Below are 16799 nucleotides of genomic sequence, written 5' to 3' on the forward strand. Positions count from 1 at the left end.
AAATGGCTATCACCGCAAAGCAGGAACGATACGCTCGTCTTGTGGCGAGTGGTATGGACTTACACACAGCCGCCCTTGAAGCTGGCTGTAAGAATCATGAAGCAGCTCGTAAGTTTGTTGCAGATATGGCAAAGCGTGAGAATGTGCAAGCATTCATCAATCAGGTGCGGACGGTCAATACCGAACTGACCACGCAGATTGACAACGCCACGACCGACATTACTTCTCCGAATGTACCAGCTGCAGCAAATGAAACAGATCGGGTGCGACAAGCACCGACCACGCCCCAGTCGCCTTTGGAGTTTTTGACTTCGGTGTTTAATAATGTTGATGGCTTGTACACACCAAAAGAACGCATTAACGCTGCCATCGCTCTTTTGCCATACACCGAACAGAAACTGGCTCAAACAGGCAAAAAAGAAGATGCCATTGATGTCGCACGACAAAAGAGCGAGAACAGCCCCTATGCCACCTTGTCTCGGCAGATGGAAATGCAATACAGTGGGTTGAAAAATTAAGCAAATCATCATTTATAGACCGCCAAATAAGGCGGTTTTTTATGGGAGCAAGAAAAATGACGGACAAAACCAAAACCGACAGCGTGGATATGATTAACCACCCACCGCATTACACCAGTTGCCCGAGCGGGATTGAGTGTATTGAAATTGCCGAGCTGTTGCCGTTTTGCTTGGGAAATTGCTACAAATACCTGCACCGAGCTGGCTTAAAGGGCGATGCCTTGCCCGACCTGCAAAAAGCGGTGTTTTATGCTCGCCGTGCGTATCTAAATGATGAAAAATTGACCGAAAAAGCCCGAGTGCGAATTCTTGAAGTCGCCCAGCACCAAGCAGGCAAGAAACAAGAAATTTTAACCCATTTTGTCCAAAAGACGGCTGGGGCTTTTTATTTATATTTATCAAGTTATGTTAGCCAGTACCAATACCAGCCCCACTTGGACGACCGCTCTACCTGACTGGGAAGAGCGAATTGTTAAGGGCGAAAGCCTTATCCCTTGCCCACCACTCTTTAAAGCACCAAGCGACATTGCTTTGCGGGTATTTAAAGAGCTGGCACTGGTTGATGTGCTTGGCTGCCCCAAGATTGGCGAGATTACACGGGATTGGGTGTTTGAGTTCGTCTCCGTCATTTTTGGGGCGTATGACCCTGCTGCCAAAAAACGACTGATTAAGGAGTTTTTCTTACTTATCTCAAAGAAAAACACTAAATCCACGCTGGCGGCGGGCATTATGCTGACCGCCCTTATTCTCAATGAACGCCAATCGTGCGAGCTTGTGATTGTCGCACCAACCAAAGAAGTTGCCAACAACTCCTTTGATCCAATGCGAGATATGATAAGGGTGGACAAAGAACTGTCCGCCATTTTTAATGTCTCGCCCCACACCAAAACCATCACGCACCGCTCCACGCAGGCGACATTGAAGGTCATCGCCGCCGAGTCTGACAGTATGGCAGGGGTCAAGGGGGCGTATGTACTGATTGATGAGCTTTGGGTATTTGGTAAGCGAGCGGGTGCGTCATCTATGCTACAAGAAGCCACAGGCGGACTTTTAAGCCGACCAGAAGGCTTTGTGATTTGGCTAACCACCATGTCAGATGAGCCGCCAGCAGGCGTTTTCAAAGAAAAATTAGACTACGCAAGGGGCGTACGAGACGGCAAGATTGACGACCCAAGATTTTTGCCTGTGTTGTACGAGTTTCCCCAAAGCTATATTGAGTCTGGTGAGTATATCCAGCCCGAAAATTGGTACATTACCAATCCTAATTTGGGGGCAAGTGTGGGCGTTGATGAACTTAGCGACATTCTAAGAAAAGCTAAAGAATCCCACGATAAAAACACCCTACAAACCGCCCTTGCCAAACACCTAAATATCCCCATCGGCATTTCGCTCCGTGCGAATCGCTGGGCAGGAGCAGCATTTTGGGAAAAGGCAGGACGGACATTTACGCTTGATGAACTCATTGAAAAATCGGAAGTGATTACAATGGGCGGCGATGGCGGTGGTCTTGATGACTTGCTTGGCTGTGCAGTGGTGGGGCGATTGCCTACGCCAAAGTACATTTACACAGATGACAACAATATCCGCCACGAAGTCAAACAATGGTGGGTGTGGGTCAAGGCATGGTGTCATCCGATTGCGTTGGAGCGTAGAAAACAAGACGAACCCCGCTACCGAGACTTTGAAGCCGATGGCGATCTGGTCATTGTGCAAAATGTCGGCGATGATGTGGCAGAATTTGCCGACATTGCCAAAAAGATTTTTGATAGTGGTAAACTTGACAAGATTGGTCTTGACCCAGCAGGAGCGGACGACATTGTGATTGCCCTAGAATCCATCGGTATTCCCAAAGACACGCACATCACAGGTGTGTCGCAAGGTTGGCGATTGGGTGGTTATCAAAAAGTATGCGAACGCAAAATCGCAAGTGGCGACCTAACGCACGCAAATCAGCCGATCATGGCGTGGTGCGTGGGCAATGCCCAAGTCAGAACGAGTAATTCGGGCGTGATGATGAGTAAATCAGAAAGTGGCAATGGCAAGATTGACCCAGTAATAGCCATGCTAAACGCCGTGGCACTGATGAGCCAAAATCCTGCACCGCCCAAAAGCGATGATGATGTTGGGGTTTATTTTTAGCAAAAAAAAACAAACCCACTCATAGAGTGGGCAGATGAAAAACAGGGCGATGACGGACTGCTGGAACAGTCCGCCACCCCTACGACAAACCGAGCTTGTCGCAAGCGAAACCCTGCTACTATGTACATAGCGTGGCAAGGGTATCACATTTTTAACAAAATTGCGATAGGTTGAGCCATGAAACAAGTAAATTGTCGCTCCTGTGGGCGATTATTAGCCAAAATTGGAAACTTTAATGATTTAGAAATCAAATGTCCACGCTGTAAAGCGTTTAATGTTTTGAGCGTCGAGAACGCCTTATCAGAAGTCCAAAGAGACTCCAATACAGGTAATCTTGATGACAAAGGCATATCAAAAAGCACCCCTGCCATTCGTGGGTCAAAAACGAATGTTTTTAAAGGAATTTCGCAAGATTTTGGACAAAATCCCAAATGACGGCGAAAACTGGACAATCATTGATGTGTTTGGTGGTAGCGGGCTACTTGCCAATAATGCCAAAGCCTACAAGCCAAAAGCCACCGTCATTTATAACGACTTTGATGGCTACACCGAACGGCTGACCCACATTGATGACATTAACCGTTTGCGTGGCATTTTATTTGAGATGACAAAAGATGTGCCACGCCAAAAACGCATATCAGACGAATTAAAGGGGCGAATTTTACAGGTAATTGGCGACTTTGATGGTTATGTGGATGCTAGAAGTGTCAGCACTTGGTTGTTATTTAGCGGTAAGCAAATCAATCACATCAGCGAGCTTGCCAGCCACCAAATGTACAACACCGTCCGCACCAGCGATTATGACCGTGCAGACGGCTACTTGGATGGGCTGATTGTTACGCACGAAAGTTTTGAGACTTTGATACCAAAATATGCCAACACACCAAACACTTTGCTATTACTTGACCCACCTTACATTTGCACCGAGCAAAAGGCGTATGCGATGACGGGGTATTTTGGCATGACAAAGTTTTTGCGATTAATGAAACTGGTGCGTCCACCGTATCTGTTTTTTAGCAGTACAAGAAGTGAGCTTTTGGACTATATGGATTATCTCAAAGACTGTGAACCTGTGATGTGGCAACGCATTGGCGACTTTGAGAAAGTGAGCTTAAATAGCTATGTCAATTATAATGCAGAGTATGAAGATAACATGATTTTTAAATTTTAAAAAACTAAAAATCTTGGCAATTAAGACTTGCTATTGTTGGTATAACGAGCGATACTGTGGTCGTCAAGACAATAAACCCTTTTAAATCATGGAGTTACAAGATGACCGCAACCATCAACCAAGAGCTAAACGAAAAGGCATTTGGCGACAAAACCAACATTGAATTATATTGCAACCTTATCAAAGATAAGTTTGTCGAAAAAATCAATATGCAAGAGCCGAGTATTGCAGACAAGATTGTCATCGCCCATGTCGAAAACGAGCTGGCAAATTTAATTAAATTTTTAAATCAAGGCTTGTATTAAGCCATAAGTACAAAAAAAGACCCTGCCAATCGGTGGGGTTTTGCTTATCAATCATTGGAAAAATTATGACAAAAGCCTACTCAACCCTACAAATCAAATCCGTCACCGACACGGACGATGAACGCATCATCACAGGCATTGCCACGACCCCAAGCACTGACCGAGATGACGATATTTTAGAGCCAACAGGGGCAAAATTTACTTTACCAATCCCCCTATTATCACACCACAATCACAGTCAGCCCATTGGCGAAGTTATCCAAGCGGAAGTTACCGCAGGTGGCATTTTAATTACTGCCAAAATCGCCAAAATTGATGAAGAAGGCAAGCTAAAAGAACGCATTGACGAAGCGTGGCAATCCATTAAATCTGGACTAATCAAGGGCTTGTCTGTTGGTTTTAAAATCAAAGAATACAGCTATATTGAAAATTCTTGGGGCTTGCACATTAAAGAATGGGAGTGGTGGGAGCTGTCAATCGTTACCATTCCTGCCAATGCCGATAGTGTCATAACGAGCGTTAAGCAAATCAAATCCGCCTTTGATCGGCAAAATCTGCCACCGCTTGACGCACCTGAGCCAATCATCAACCCCATCAGCCCAAATCTACAACCCAAACCAACCCAAAAAAGCAACTCGTCAAATGGCGGTGTTGCTTTAATTTTACCCACAAACGGAGTGAAACTTGTATGAATTACAAAGCACAACTGGCTCAAATCCTAGCCACAATCGCCGCCAAACAAAAACAAATTGGCGATATTATGACAAAATCAGTCGCTAGCGGTCATACCCCAAGCGATGATGATGAAGCTACTATCACGGCATTAGAAAGCGAAATCGCCCGCCTAGAAAAGAATGCTGAACGCTTGCAAAAACTGATTAAATCGGTAGAAACCGCCCCAAATCCTACCGAAATCGGTGGCGAAAACCCAGAGCAAGCCAAAGCAAGTGCCGAAGGCGAACCAATCCCCCAAACCCCAGAGCAGACCAAAAGCGTGAAAGTAGAATCCAATTTACCGCAGGGCATTGGCTTTGCACAAATGGCTCGTGCCAAAGCCCTATCTAGCAAACTTGCCAGCAAAGGTGACTTTGTGAGTGCTGTGGAAATCGCCAAATCCGCAGGAATGCACCCCCTTGTCATTGCCGAGCTTGAAAAATCGGCTGTGGTAATGGACACCACCAACTCGGGCGTGCTTGTGCCTGTCAGTCCCCTTGTCAATGAATTTATTGAGCTGCTTAGAGCCCAAACCATCATTGATAAGCTCGCCAAATATATGCGAGCGGGCGACTTTAACTCCACCATCGCAGGTATGGCAACAGGGGCGACATCGGCTTGGGTGGGCGAAGGCGACCCAAAACCTGTTACCAATGCCACTTTTAACAGCGTGGAATTAAAACGCCACAAAGTTGCTGGCATTGCCGTTTTGACGGACGAACTTAGCCGTTTTAATAAATTTAATGGCGACCGCCGTATCTTGGACGATTTGATTGAGTCCAATCGCTTGCTACTTGACTTGACCTTTATTGACGACCAAGCCCAAAGTGCTACCCGTCCTGCTGGCTCATTGCACGGAGCAACCATCATCGCCGCCACAGGGAGCGAAGAAGCCCAAATCAAAGCCGACCTTGCCAAACTCCGCCAAGCCTTTATCAAGGCAAATTTATCCTTGACAGGAGCTCACTACATTATGAGTGAAACCCGAGCGTCAGAGTGGGCAGAGCTAACAAATCCGCTTGGTGCTCCTGTCTTTACAGGGCTACAAGCACCGACAGGCGAAAAAACGCTAAACGGCTTGCCCGTCATCGAGTCCGAAAGTGCTGGTAACATCGTGGAGCTGATTAAGCCGTCCGAATTTTATTTGGCAGATGAAGGACAGGTTGAAGTGTCGTACAGTACAGAAGCCACCATCACAATGCCAAATAAAACGCTTGTACACTTGTTCCAAGAAAACAAAGAAGCCATTCGTGCCGAACGCTTTATTACTTGGGCAAAACGCCGTCCAATGGCAGCAGCAGCCATCAAGTACGAAGATTAAGTGGTCATTTAACAAGGCAAAAAACAGTCCTATCGCAGGGCTGTTTTTGTGTGGGTATTGGTAGTATCTACACAAAAACAGCTTAGGAGTAACCTATGAAAATTCAATACCTAAAACCCGCTCCCAACGCCACCACAGGCGACATTAAAGAAATTAACACCGCACAGGCTAAAATCCTTATTCAGCTTGGCTTTGCCAAAGAATATGACGAAACCGACAGCGATGATGGCGACACGGGCGACTTATTTGGGCGGTTAGATGACAACCAAAGCACCGACCAAGAACCGTCCGAAACCGAAACCACCGAACCTATGGCAGACGACCAAAAACCGTCCAAAGCTGACGAAGTGAGCGAACAGGCACAAGACCCCGCAGAAAATACCCCTACTGAGCCTGCCACACCCACCGAAACCCCCAAACCCAAAAAGACCAAGACCAAAACGGAAAACAACTAATGGGCTTTTTTGACTTATTCCGCAAAAAATCGCTTACCCCTGTCGGTACTGGCGGCAACGGCTGGCTACCCATCGTGAGCGAACCCTACACAGGGGCGTGGCAAAAAAATGACGAGTTAAAACGCACGGATTTAACCCATTTTCATGCGGTGTTTGCCTGCGTAAGTCTCATTGCAACCGACATCGGCAAGCTCCGCATTCGCACAAAGTCGGTACAAGATGGCGTGCTTTTGCCTGCCAAGTCTCGTAGCCAAGTAATCCTGCACCGTCCGAACAAGCACCAAACTTGGCAGCAGTTCATTGAAAATTGGGTCAGCTCCAAGTTACTGCGTGGCAATGCGTATATTTTGAAACAGCGAGACATTTTCGGCGAAGTGTGGCAGCTATATATCCTAAATCCCGACCGTGTCAAGGTGCTGGTGTCTGACACTGGCGAAGTGTTTTATCAGATTAGCACCGATAAACTGTATGGCTTGACGGAGACCACCGTGCCAGCGTCTGAGATTATTCATGACCGTTACAACTGCTTTTACCACCCACTTGTGGGTCTTTCGCCATTGACGGCGTGTGCGATGAGCGTGGGGCTTGGGCTGTCAATCCAGAACCAATCTCGCACGCTGTTTGGCAATAATTCTCGTCCAAGTGGGATTTTATCCGTCCCCACCGACATCAGCCAAAGCAAAGCTGATGAAGTCAAGGCAAATTGGCAAGCCAATTATAGCGGGGTCAATCGTGGCGGTATTGCAGTACTTGGTAGCGGGGCAAAATATGAGCCGATTGCCATGAGTGCGTCAGACAGCCAAGCTATCGAACAGCTAAAAATGAGCGGCGAAACGGTCTGCTCGGTGTTCCATGTACCAGCCTTTAAGGTCGGTATGGGCGAGGCAAAGGCAGGTCAAAAAGTCTCGGATTTGAACGAGATTTATTATTCGGACTGCTTACAGCATTACATCGAGGCGATTGAAAACTTGCTTGATGAACATCTTGACCTTGAAAAAGGCGTGGAATGTGAGGCGGATTTGTCCCCACTTATCCGCATGGATAGCACCAGCCAAATCATGTACTTAAAAGAAGGTACGATGAGCGGTATTTTTAGCCCGAATGAAGCCCGTGCGGTGCTGGGTCTGCCGCCTGTGGTCGGTGGAGAAAGTCCGCTGATGCAACAACAAAATTATAGCTTGTCAGCACTCGCCAAACGAGACAACAGCGACAATCCTTTTGGCAATACACCAAAAACCGAGCCTACCGAACCACAAAAGACGGTCAAGCCACGCCTACGCATTCGGGGCGTGCTGGATACAGGAGATAAACGATGAGTGAATTTGCCACGCTTGATGAAGTCAAATACCACCTGCGTTATGACGATGATGCCAATGATGAGATTTTGACCATTTATCTGCAAAGTGCCGAAGATGCGGTCAAAAACTACATCACAGATGACATCACAGATGAAATGCTACCCAGTCTTAAAGTCGCCACGCTATTGATGGTCGGTTATCTTGATGACAATCGCAACAGTGAAAATGGTGCAAATCATGGCAACTATCTACCGCCAGCAGTGCGTCAGATGTTAGCTCCGTATCGTATGCCGAGCTTTTAGGACAAAATAATGAAAGCCACACCACTTCGCCACCGCCTAAAAATCCACCGCCCTACCGCCACACGCTCCGCTACTGGTGCGGTCAAAGTAGGTCAATGGGAACACGCCTTGACCCTTTGGGGGCAATTTACCCCCTTATCGGTCAAAGACATTATTGCAGGACAGGCACAGGACACCCAAATCACGGCACGGGCAAAAATCCGTTATCGTGATGACATTGACGGTACAATGCGAGTGCAACACGCTGGCAAGATGTATGAAATCGTGGGCGAGCCTTTGGCGGATAATGGGAGTGGTAAGGAATATTTGACTTTGGCGTTAAAGGCGGTCAGCAATGATAGGCAAAATTGAAGTTCAGGGCTTGGATAGGCTGGACGAAGTCATAGCCACACTTGATGACAAAATGAAAGACAAAGCCCTATCCAAAGCCCTAAATCAAGCCCTAAACCCCATACGAAAAGACGCTAAATTTTATGCGTCTGTCGCTCCAGAACCGCACATGATGACCGTTAAAGGTGGTCGTAAAGTACTGGTTCAGCGTGGACTTTTGCGTTCGGCTATCCGAAAACGCAAAGTCCCCAAACGTGAAATGGGCGAGCTTGGTGGTCATGGCGTGGCAATGGGTATTTATGTGGGCAAAGGCACAAAACAAAAGGAATATCCGAACTACTGGCATTTTGTGGAATATGGCACAAGTCAAATGCCTGCCGTGCCTTTTTTACGCCCTGCCTTTGATAAAAATGTGCAAAAAGCCGTTGATATTTTTGCCAAAACTTTAAAAGATGAATTGGATAAAATTTAATGAATGCCAGTCAAATTATTTATACGCATTTAGCCCATTTGGTTGATGATAAATGTTATCCGTTATTTATCCCAGAAAAAAGCCCCAATAATCCGCCTTATATCGTTTATCAAATCATCAGCACCGAACCCGATAATGATTTGGACGGTATTACAGGACACGAATGGGCAAATGTGCAAATAGATGTTTATCATAAATATTATGATGATTGTTTAAAGCTATCTCATGAAGTCATCAATGAATTAAATAAAATCAAACCGTCTATTTATCATGGCGTGCAATACGTCCATGACAAAGAAAGCGGATTATTTAGAGCCATTATTGAATATGGTTTTTGGCAAACCCTAGAATTTTAATTTAACCGCCAAATAGGAGAAATCTCATGGCAAAAGTAGTAGAAAATCTCGTGGACAGCTTTTTTACGCTCCACGTCTCAGCAGACGGCAACGAATATCAAAAGGTAGAGCATTTGTCCAAGTGCGACCACCCGTCCGAAGAAAAGGTGTTGGACGAAGTTACCGCAACAGATGACCGCCGTACAGTCAAAGCCCCTGTTGATTTTAAGGAAGAGAGTGAAATTGAATTTGAATACGCCCTTGACCCCAAAGACACCACACATCAGCTACTGCAAACATCGTTTGAAAGCGGTAAAGAGTTGCACTGGCAATTAAAGTATGTGGTAGCCACGGGCGAATCTCGCCAATTTAAAGGCATTATCTCAAAGCTAACCACCGACAACAGCGACCAAAAAAAGAAAATCCGCAAAACAGGTACAATTACCATTACAGGCGATGTAACCAAAGTTGCAGGTTAATTAAATAACCCAAACCCACAAAATAAAGCCATTTAATGATAAATGGCTTTATTTATTGTAACTAAATTAAAAAGGTATATATTATGAGTAAAGTAGCAACATTAGCAACCGCACTATTGGCAGGTTTATCAGCAATCAATGAGCCAAAGAAAATCAATATTGATGAATTTGACGGCGATATTTATATCCGTCAAATCAGCGTGGGCGAACAAGAACAAATCGCCAAACACCTAGAAAAAGAAAAAGGCAATAATATGGCATTGTCTTTTATCTTTGGCGTGTGTGATGAAAAAGGCAATCGTTTATTTACCATTGATGACCTAGATAGCATTAACCAAATCAATTTTAAAGCGATGTTGTCAGTCATCAAAGAGATTAACAAGCTAAACGGCTTGGATATTGACACAGGCGAACACGAAAAAAACTCATAGCCGACAAAAGTCGGCTTTTTTTGTTTAAATTGGCGGGGCATTTGGGAAAGACGGTGGGCGAGCTAGAACGCACGCTCACCGCCCATGAGTTTGCCGAGTGGCAAGCCTATGACCGCCTAGACCCGATAGGCGGTTATCGTGGCGACATACAGTCGGCGGTGGTTGCTTGTGCGATGGCAGGGGGTAAGCCGTCTGATTATATCCTCATTGACCCTAATCCGATGACGGACGATGAGCGAGAAGCCTATGAGTTAGAGCAGAGAAAGGCGGAGCTACAAGCCCAAATGGAGCGAACGATAGCGATGTTTTCTACCATAGGTTGAAAAAAGATAGGTTTTTGGGTATGATACAGTTGTATTATATCCAAAGGCTTGTTTATGAAAAAATTATTAACGATTAGCTTGACTTGTTTTGTACTGGTTGCGTGCGGTTCAGAGAGTGAGCAAGTTGCCAATAACAATCAGAATGCACAAATGCAAAGTGGCGATGTGTCAAACATTCAAGACAAGGGCAAGCAACCAGATACACCAATAGCAAAAAGCAAACCCATATCTCAATACGCTTTTACCAAGTACGATAAACAGAATTACCCGAGAATTTATCAGCAATGGGGAAATGATTGGATTTCTAAGTTAGAGGCTCACGAACGAGCCTCCGCAGAAAAAATAGCCAACTCCGATAATGCGTGTGATAGCGTTGATTATGTGGGCTTATCCGAAGAAAAAAGCACACCTAAAAAGGAAATCGTTGTATTTGTAGATTGTGCAAATGGCGAACGCTTTTTTGTTTCTGATAAGGACATAAAAAATGACAAGCCTTTGAAAGCTCAATCCGAAAAGGCTATGTCTGAACAGCAGGCTCTGCAACAATGCCGAGAGCTTGTAAGAAATGGGGCAAAATACCCTAACAGTGTTGATTTTAAGGTTTTGGATACATCGCTACGAACCTCCAAAACTCACGGTAATGTTATCGTTACTGTGGGGTTTACTGCAAAAAATTCTTTGGGGGTAGAGTTGCCAGTTAAAGCAAAATGTTTGTTTACCCCAGAGGGTCAAGCAGAAGTAACTTATTTTGAATAATACCAAAAAACATCAAGCCCTCAAATCAACAGACTTGGGGGCTTTGGCGTTCTGGACGCTCTGTGTGGTATTGTAACATAAATTCTGGTAAAAACAAAGAAATTTGAGAATATCAAATTAAATTGTACTGCACCCCTTATGTATCAATGCTTGTGCGAATTTCTCATCAATTGTACAGCGTAAGGCGTGGTAACTTAACACCCAAGTATCATTAAAAGGGTTTTTTTGCACAATAATATCCTTATACTGAGACTGCATAAGACCAATGACAATATTATGCAGATGAACTGTCATGGCTGGCTCTGTCATGTCATTATAACCATATATCTCATTTTCGACAATGGTATTAAATGTTGTTTCAAGCCGTGCCACAATGTCAGCCGTCATGGTGCGATTATGTTTTTCTGCTGATTGATTAAGTTTGTCTTTAAGTTCGTGCGGTAGGCGAATTTTGAAATCCACGTTTAAATGCTGACCCATATCAATAACCTTGCTTATGTTAAGGTGTGGTCATATGTCCACACCTTAAAATTTTTTAAAAAAATACTTGACTTAACCCTAGTGGGGTTGTATCATATATCCCCAGTAGGGTTATTATAATATAGCCTGAACTTTAAAGCAATAAAAATCCCTTGCCAGACTACCAATCAACGCAAGGGATTTAGAACACCAACCGTAACAAAGGAAGCATTCCTATGTTTAATGTATCACAAAAGGTCGCTACTGTCAATTTTAATGGCGACACCCTAATCACCCTAGAAAAAGATGGCGAGCATTATGTCGCTGTCCGTCCCATTGTGGAAAATATGGGGTTGGATTGGAAACGCCAATCCGAAAAGCTCAACCGCACCCCAAAATTTGGGTGTGTTCATATGAACACTCCTACGAATGGTGGCACTCAAAAAATGCTTTGTATTCCTGTCCGTAAACTCAACGGCTGGCTGTTTAGCATTAACCCCGAAAAAGTGCGTAGCGACATTCGCCATATCGTCGAGCAGTATCAAGAAGAGTGCTTTACCGTGCTACACGACTACTGGCACAAAGGTGTGGCGGTGAATGAGCGAGCGATGACCGCTCCTGTTTGTATCACCCCACAGACCCTAACCGAACTTGCTCCCATTACGCCCTTTAAGTCGCATATGTCAGCCGCCGACAGCCAAGAAGTTATCAAAGAAATGCGACAAGTATACGATGCCCTAGTTCCCCTGATTCGTCAAGTGGCGGATTGTTATTATGACAAACAAATGGCGTTTAGTCAGATTGAGGCGACCATTGAGCATTATTGCGGGGTCAAAAATAGCCATTGGATTACCCTAGAACGCTTGCCCACCGCCTTGACTGTACTGTCCATTATGAAAAATGAAGCAACCGCACACAAAAAGATGATGCACCGCCTAGATGACAATGCACGGCTTGCCCTGTCTTATAAGACGGTCAATGCCATTGGCTATACAGGCGAAACTTTTGATGGCGTGGAGGTGTAAGATGAAACAAGAACTGTATGAACTTGATGAATTGGTATGTCTTGTTAATAACCGCATTAAAAAGCTGGATTGGCTTATTTTTCAGCTCATAGAAAATGTCTCTGGCGATGAAGCGATTGTTGCAGGGTTGGCACTAGACACAATAATGCTAACCAGTCAAAAAATGCACAAAATACAAGCACTTATTACCGAACTGCGTGAACAAGACACGCCACAAGTCAAAGGATTGGAGCGTTTGGAAAAAGTTGCTTAATCCATTTGGCAAAATCCTCTTGAAATTTAGACCATTTTAGGGTATGATTTAATCAAAATCAATAACTGTATTTACGCACCGTCAATCCTTTGGCGGTGTTTTTTATTGGAAATTTCACAAGAAATCACTATGGCAAAAGTTTTATCACGCTTAGACATCTTGCTACACGCCAACACCGCCAATTATGTGCGTGAGATGAAAAAGGCAACGGACAAGACCAAAAAAGAGTTAAAGAGCGTGGCGGACTACGGCAAGCTCGTGGGCAGTCATCTTGGTATGGCTTTTGCTGGCTTGGGAAGTGCGGTGAGCATTTCGCATATCATGCAGACGGCTGACCGTATGCAGGATTTGGCAAGCAAGGTACGAATTAACACCCAAACCACAGAAGAATATAATGCCGTTTTGCAGGATTTACGCAAAATTAGTACGGATTATTGGACAACGATTGACGGCGTTACTGACCTGTATGCGTCCAGTAAGCGAGCGTTGGACAGTCTAGGGGCAAGCCAACGGCAAGTCCTAGATTTTACACGCAACATCACCATGGCAATGAGTGTGGGCGGTGGATCGGCACAGGCACAGGAGGCGGCACTGGTTCAGCTTGGTCAGGCGATGAGTATGGGGGCGTTGCGTGGGCAAGAGTTCAACTCAGTATCCGCCCAAGCCCCTGTCATCATTGACCTTTTGACCGACAGCTTAAAGGTGTCTCGTGGCGAACTGCGAGAAATGGCAAAAGACGGTAAAATTACCAGTCAAGTGATGATGGACGCGGTGCTTGGTGGTTATGATAAACTGCAAGAAACCATCAACAAAATGCCGACCACCTTTGCACAAGGCATTCAAAATATCAAAAGCCAATATGATTTTTTGGTGGACGATATTATGAACCAGAACAGTCTTTTATCGCAAAATTTGGCGAGTGTGGCGTTGTGGGTTGCCGAAAACTTTCGCACGTTGGTTGGTGTGGGTACGGCAATGGGGGCGGTGTGGCTTGCTAACATCGCCAAAAACTCCGCCCTTGTTACATCATTTGTCGGACTGACGGGGGCGACTTTGGCAAACACCAAAGCCAGTATTGCCAATGCATTTAGCGTGCAGGGACAAATCAACGCTTACAATGTGCTATCCACTCGCATGATGTTATTGCGTTTGACCAAAGCCCATTATATTGACTTAACCAAGACCGCCATGGCAACCACGACCGCTTATGCTCGCTCATTAGTGGGTTTGGCAGGTAGTTTTAACACTGCCACAGCGTCCGCACGGCTACACACGCTCGCCCTGGCAGGGGTTACCACCGCCAAACGCACCGCAATGGGGGTGGGCATTCTTGCCACTCGTGCGGTTACAGGTCTAGGCAGTGCATTTGTATCGCTTGGGCGGATTATCACCGCTCACCCCATTCTTGCCTTGACTGCCGTCATTGGGGCGGTCATCGCACGCACCGAAGGACTGGGCGGTGCGGTTAAGTCATTGGGCGATGCGTTTAGTGTGGCAGGTGTGTTGGCAATGGACTTTGTTGGCGGTGTTGTGGACGGACTGGGGACAGCATGGACGGCAACCGCTAACTACTTTGATAATCTTATAGGTGGCTCGGCTAATGCCACGAATTTTGCCCAAACCGCCTTTGGCGGTTTTTTTACAGGCACGCACAAAGGCTTTGTGGGTGTCGGGCAAATCATCGCTCGTACTTTTGATTTGGGCGGTGCTACGGTGGTGTGGTTTGTCAATAGTGCCAACAAAAATATCAGAGCATTAGGCGTATCAGTTGTTAATGTTTTTAAAGGCATTGGTAATTTTGCGATTAGCGTTTTTGAAAAAATCGTACACGGCATTATTGATGAAATTAATTCTTTGTCAAAGGGGGCTAATTTTGTTTTGGGTGCATTTAGCGATAAATCCATTCCGATGATTGGTAAGGAAAGTTTTGCTCGTTACACATACGCCACGCCTGACTTTGGTAGTGCTGGAAATATTGCCAGTTATAATTCACATTATTTGGAAAATAAATGGGTTGACACATATCAACAAATGCAAGATAAAGCCAAACAAGCAAGTAGTGCTAATTTGGCTTTGGGAACTTCTTTAAATAATGTAGCAAGTGCCAGCGAAAAAGCAGGTAAGGGAGCGAAAAAGTTAGCAGATGCCAACAAGCAAGCTACCAAAGCTACCGATGATTTGACAAAAGCACTGCAAAAAGCCTATGAAGACCAAATGAGTGCATGGGGCAAGACTTTGTGGGATTTGAAAACGCCTTTTGTAACCGAACTTAGCCAGTTGGAATATGAGATTAAATATGGGAAGTTCCAAGGTCTTGGCGAAACCCTGCAAGATGAGCTTAGAAAATGGGCAAAAAAAGTGGATGTAGATTTGGCTGATTTTGAGATAAGAAAAATTCTTGAAGCCAATAAACGAGAAGTAGAGTTAATGTATTCACATGGCTCAAAATACTTAGAAATGCTTTATGACTTAAATGATGAATACAATAAGTTATCACTTGCGAGCGAAACAGCAAAAAGAGAAATGTTGCAATCAGCAATATTCATTGACTTGAAAAACAGGGAGAAAGACACCCAAGACCAAATCAATGACATCGGCAGAGAATTAAAAGCCTTGTCCGTGCCTGACGGCATAGCAAGAGAATTTGTGATTATTGAGCAACAGCAAATCCAAACCCTTGAAAAATATAATTATCTTTTAAAAGATGGCTATACTGATTATTACAATGCAGTCAAAGAAGGCTTGGATATTTTGGCGACTGACCAAAAAAGACTCGTTATTACCAAGCAATACAACGACCTAATCCAATCTCTAAAAACCGATGAACAAAAACGCCTTGACACACTCAAAGAACAGCTCAATGTCTTAACCGCTCACAATCAAGTCATGGGGGCTAATCTTGACATTGAACGAGCCAAACAGCTTATCAGTCAAAGCGTGGGACTTACCACACCTGCCAACCCCTACAAAGAGCTAAATGATAAGACGGCAAGCCAATACGCCAGTTTGGATGCAGGGTTGCAGTCGTTATTAGATAACGAGCGTCTGACCGAGCAGGAGCGTATCAATATTAAGCAATGGGGAGCGGACGAACGGTTAAAGATTGAGAAAGCCCATAGTCTTGCCATGAATGCGTTGGTGCTTGGCGATGGGGAGACGATGTTTAGCGGTCTTGCTAGCATTACCAAAGATGGATTGGGTGAGCAGTCTCGGCTGTATCGTGCCATGTTTGCCATGCAACAGGGCTTTGCGATTGGCACAGCATTGCTTAATATGCACAAAGCAATTTCTGATGCTTTTGCACAAGGCACTACGCTTGCTGAGAAATTTGCAGGCATTGCTACCGCCACTGCACAAGGGGCTAGAATTGTCAGTGCGATTAAGTCGGTAATCATGCCTGTGGGTCAAGCCCATGACGGCATTATGTCCGTCCCCAAAAGCGGTACTTGGAATTTGGAAAAAGGCGAGCGTGTCCTACCACGCCACACCGCCAAAGCCCTAGATGACAAATTAAATAGTTTGCAAAACGTGGGTGGTGGCGTTGTCATCAATCAGCACATCACAATCAATGCAGATGGTTCTCATGATGTTAAAGATGACAGTCAAAACCAAATGGGGCAAGCCTTAAAAACTGGTGTGCTTGCTATCATTCATGGCGAAATGCGACAGGGTCGTTCTATTTATAACTTTGTCAATGGTCGCCGATAGGGGGA

At 45.1% G+C, this 16799-nt stretch carries 22 protein-coding genes; 21 read left to right on the plus strand and 1 reads right to left on the minus strand.

Annotated elements, in window-relative coordinates; genetic code table 11:
• Positions 1-2: 2 nt before the first annotated feature.
• The 18 genes from B0182_RS06520 to B0182_RS14610 all read left to right on the plus strand — a co-directional run bounded on the left by B0182_RS06520 (position 3) and on the right by B0182_RS14610 (position 11349).
• A complete protein-coding gene (locus tag B0182_RS06520; protein WP_078274142.1) occupies positions 3-518 on the plus strand; it encodes a hypothetical protein in 516 nt (171 codons plus the stop codon).
• A 41-nt stretch (positions 519-559) separates the two neighbouring features.
• Positions 560-973 (plus strand): DUF3310 domain-containing protein, encoded by a 414-nt coding sequence (locus B0182_RS06525; RefSeq protein ID WP_244893658.1) that lies wholly within the window; start codon positions 560-562, stop codon positions 971-973.
• A complete protein-coding gene (locus tag B0182_RS06530) occupies positions 924-2657 on the plus strand; it encodes a terminase large subunit (RefSeq protein WP_078274144.1) in 1734 nt (577 codons plus the stop codon). Before B0182_RS06525 ends, B0182_RS06530 begins: the two co-directional genes overlap by 50 nt.
• Positions 2658-2834: 177 nt before the next feature.
• Entirely contained in the window at positions 2835-3092 is a 258-nt protein-coding gene (locus tag B0182_RS06535; protein ID WP_078274145.1) for a Com family DNA-binding transcriptional regulator, read from the plus strand.
• On the plus strand, positions 2995-3828 hold the full coding sequence (locus B0182_RS06540; protein WP_078274146.1) for a DNA adenine methylase: 834 nt from the start codon (positions 2995-2997) through the stop codon (positions 3826-3828). The genes B0182_RS06535 and B0182_RS06540 overlap by 98 nt, the downstream gene beginning before the upstream one ends.
• 101 nt (positions 3829-3929) lie before the next feature.
• The gene (locus tag B0182_RS06545) at positions 3930-4133 is read left to right on the plus strand and encodes a hypothetical protein (RefSeq protein ID WP_078274147.1); all 204 of its coding nucleotides are present in this window, start codon (positions 3930-3932) and stop codon (positions 4131-4133) included.
• A 65-nt stretch (positions 4134-4198) separates the two neighbouring features.
• A complete protein-coding gene (locus B0182_RS06550; RefSeq protein ID WP_078274148.1) occupies positions 4199-4825 on the plus strand; it encodes an HK97 family phage prohead protease in 627 nt (208 codons plus the stop codon).
• Positions 4822-6168 (plus strand): phage major capsid protein, encoded by a 1347-nt coding sequence (locus B0182_RS06555; RefSeq protein WP_078274149.1) that lies wholly within the window; start codon positions 4822-4824, stop codon positions 6166-6168. Before B0182_RS06550 ends, B0182_RS06555 begins: the two co-directional genes overlap by 4 nt.
• A 95-nt stretch (positions 6169-6263) precedes the next feature.
• Positions 6264-6623: a hypothetical protein gene (locus tag B0182_RS06560; RefSeq protein ID WP_078274150.1), complete on the plus strand. Its 360-nt coding sequence runs from the start codon at positions 6264-6266 to the stop codon at positions 6621-6623.
• On the plus strand, positions 6623-7939 hold the full coding sequence (locus B0182_RS06565; protein WP_078274151.1) for a phage portal protein: 1317 nt from the start codon (positions 6623-6625) through the stop codon (positions 7937-7939). Before B0182_RS06560 ends, B0182_RS06565 begins: the two co-directional genes overlap by 1 nt.
• On the plus strand, positions 7936-8223 hold the full coding sequence (locus B0182_RS06570) for a head-tail connector protein (RefSeq protein ID WP_078274152.1): 288 nt from the start codon (positions 7936-7938) through the stop codon (positions 8221-8223). The genes B0182_RS06565 and B0182_RS06570 overlap by 4 nt, the downstream gene beginning before the upstream one ends.
• Before the next feature lie 9 nt (positions 8224-8232).
• Positions 8233-8574 (plus strand): phage head closure protein, encoded by a 342-nt coding sequence (locus tag B0182_RS06575; RefSeq protein ID WP_078274153.1) that lies wholly within the window; start codon positions 8233-8235, stop codon positions 8572-8574.
• Entirely contained in the window at positions 8558-9025 is a 468-nt protein-coding gene (locus B0182_RS06580; RefSeq protein ID WP_078274154.1) for an HK97-gp10 family putative phage morphogenesis protein, read from the plus strand. Before B0182_RS06575 ends, B0182_RS06580 begins: the two co-directional genes overlap by 17 nt.
• Positions 9025-9381 (plus strand): hypothetical protein, encoded by a 357-nt coding sequence (locus B0182_RS06585; RefSeq protein WP_078274155.1) that lies wholly within the window; start codon positions 9025-9027, stop codon positions 9379-9381. The genes B0182_RS06580 and B0182_RS06585 overlap by 1 nt, the downstream gene beginning before the upstream one ends.
• Positions 9382-9407: 26 nt before the next feature.
• Entirely contained in the window at positions 9408-9839 is a 432-nt protein-coding gene (locus B0182_RS06590) for a hypothetical protein (protein WP_078274156.1), read from the plus strand.
• An 83-nt stretch (positions 9840-9922) separates the two neighbouring features.
• Complete coding sequence (locus tag B0182_RS06595; RefSeq protein WP_078274157.1) at positions 9923-10270, plus strand: phage tail assembly chaperone family protein, TAC; 348 nt, start codon at positions 9923-9925, stop codon at positions 10268-10270.
• Positions 10271-10290: 20 nt separating this feature from the next.
• Positions 10291-10593: a phage tail assembly protein T gene (locus tag B0182_RS06600; protein WP_169836096.1), complete on the plus strand. Its 303-nt coding sequence runs from the start codon at positions 10291-10293 to the stop codon at positions 10591-10593.
• 54 nt (positions 10594-10647) lie between these two features.
• Complete coding sequence (locus B0182_RS14610) at positions 10648-11349, plus strand: putative periplasmic lipoprotein (RefSeq protein WP_078274158.1); 702 nt, start codon at positions 10648-10650, stop codon at positions 11347-11349.
• A gap of 117 nt (positions 11350-11466) precedes the next feature.
• On the opposite strand, the gene B0182_RS06610 is transcribed toward B0182_RS14610, so the two are convergent.
• The gene (locus tag B0182_RS06610) at positions 11467-11829 is read right to left on the minus strand and encodes an Arc family DNA-binding protein (protein ID WP_078274159.1); all 363 of its coding nucleotides are present in this window, start codon (positions 11827-11829) and stop codon (positions 11467-11469) included.
• Between the two features lie 215 nt (positions 11830-12044).
• Between B0182_RS06610 and B0182_RS06615 the strand changes: the two genes are divergently transcribed.
• The 3 genes from B0182_RS06615 to B0182_RS06625 all read left to right on the plus strand — a co-directional run bounded on the left by B0182_RS06615 (position 12045) and on the right by B0182_RS06625 (position 16794).
• A complete protein-coding gene (locus tag B0182_RS06615) occupies positions 12045-12833 on the plus strand; it encodes a phage antirepressor N-terminal domain-containing protein (protein WP_078274160.1) in 789 nt (262 codons plus the stop codon).
• Between the two features lies 1 nt (position 12834).
• A complete protein-coding gene (locus B0182_RS06620; protein ID WP_078274161.1) occupies positions 12835-13086 on the plus strand; it encodes a hypothetical protein in 252 nt (83 codons plus the stop codon).
• 129 nt (positions 13087-13215) lie between these two features.
• Positions 13216-16794 (plus strand): tape measure protein, encoded by a 3579-nt coding sequence (locus tag B0182_RS06625; RefSeq protein WP_078274162.1) that lies wholly within the window; start codon positions 13216-13218, stop codon positions 16792-16794.
• The last annotated feature ends 5 nt before the right edge of the window (positions 16795-16799 follow it).

Origin of the sequence: Moraxella bovis, from assembly GCF_002014975.1 — a bacterium.
In the GTDB taxonomy this organism is placed as follows: domain Bacteria; phylum Pseudomonadota; class Gammaproteobacteria; order Pseudomonadales; family Moraxellaceae; genus Moraxella; species Moraxella bovis.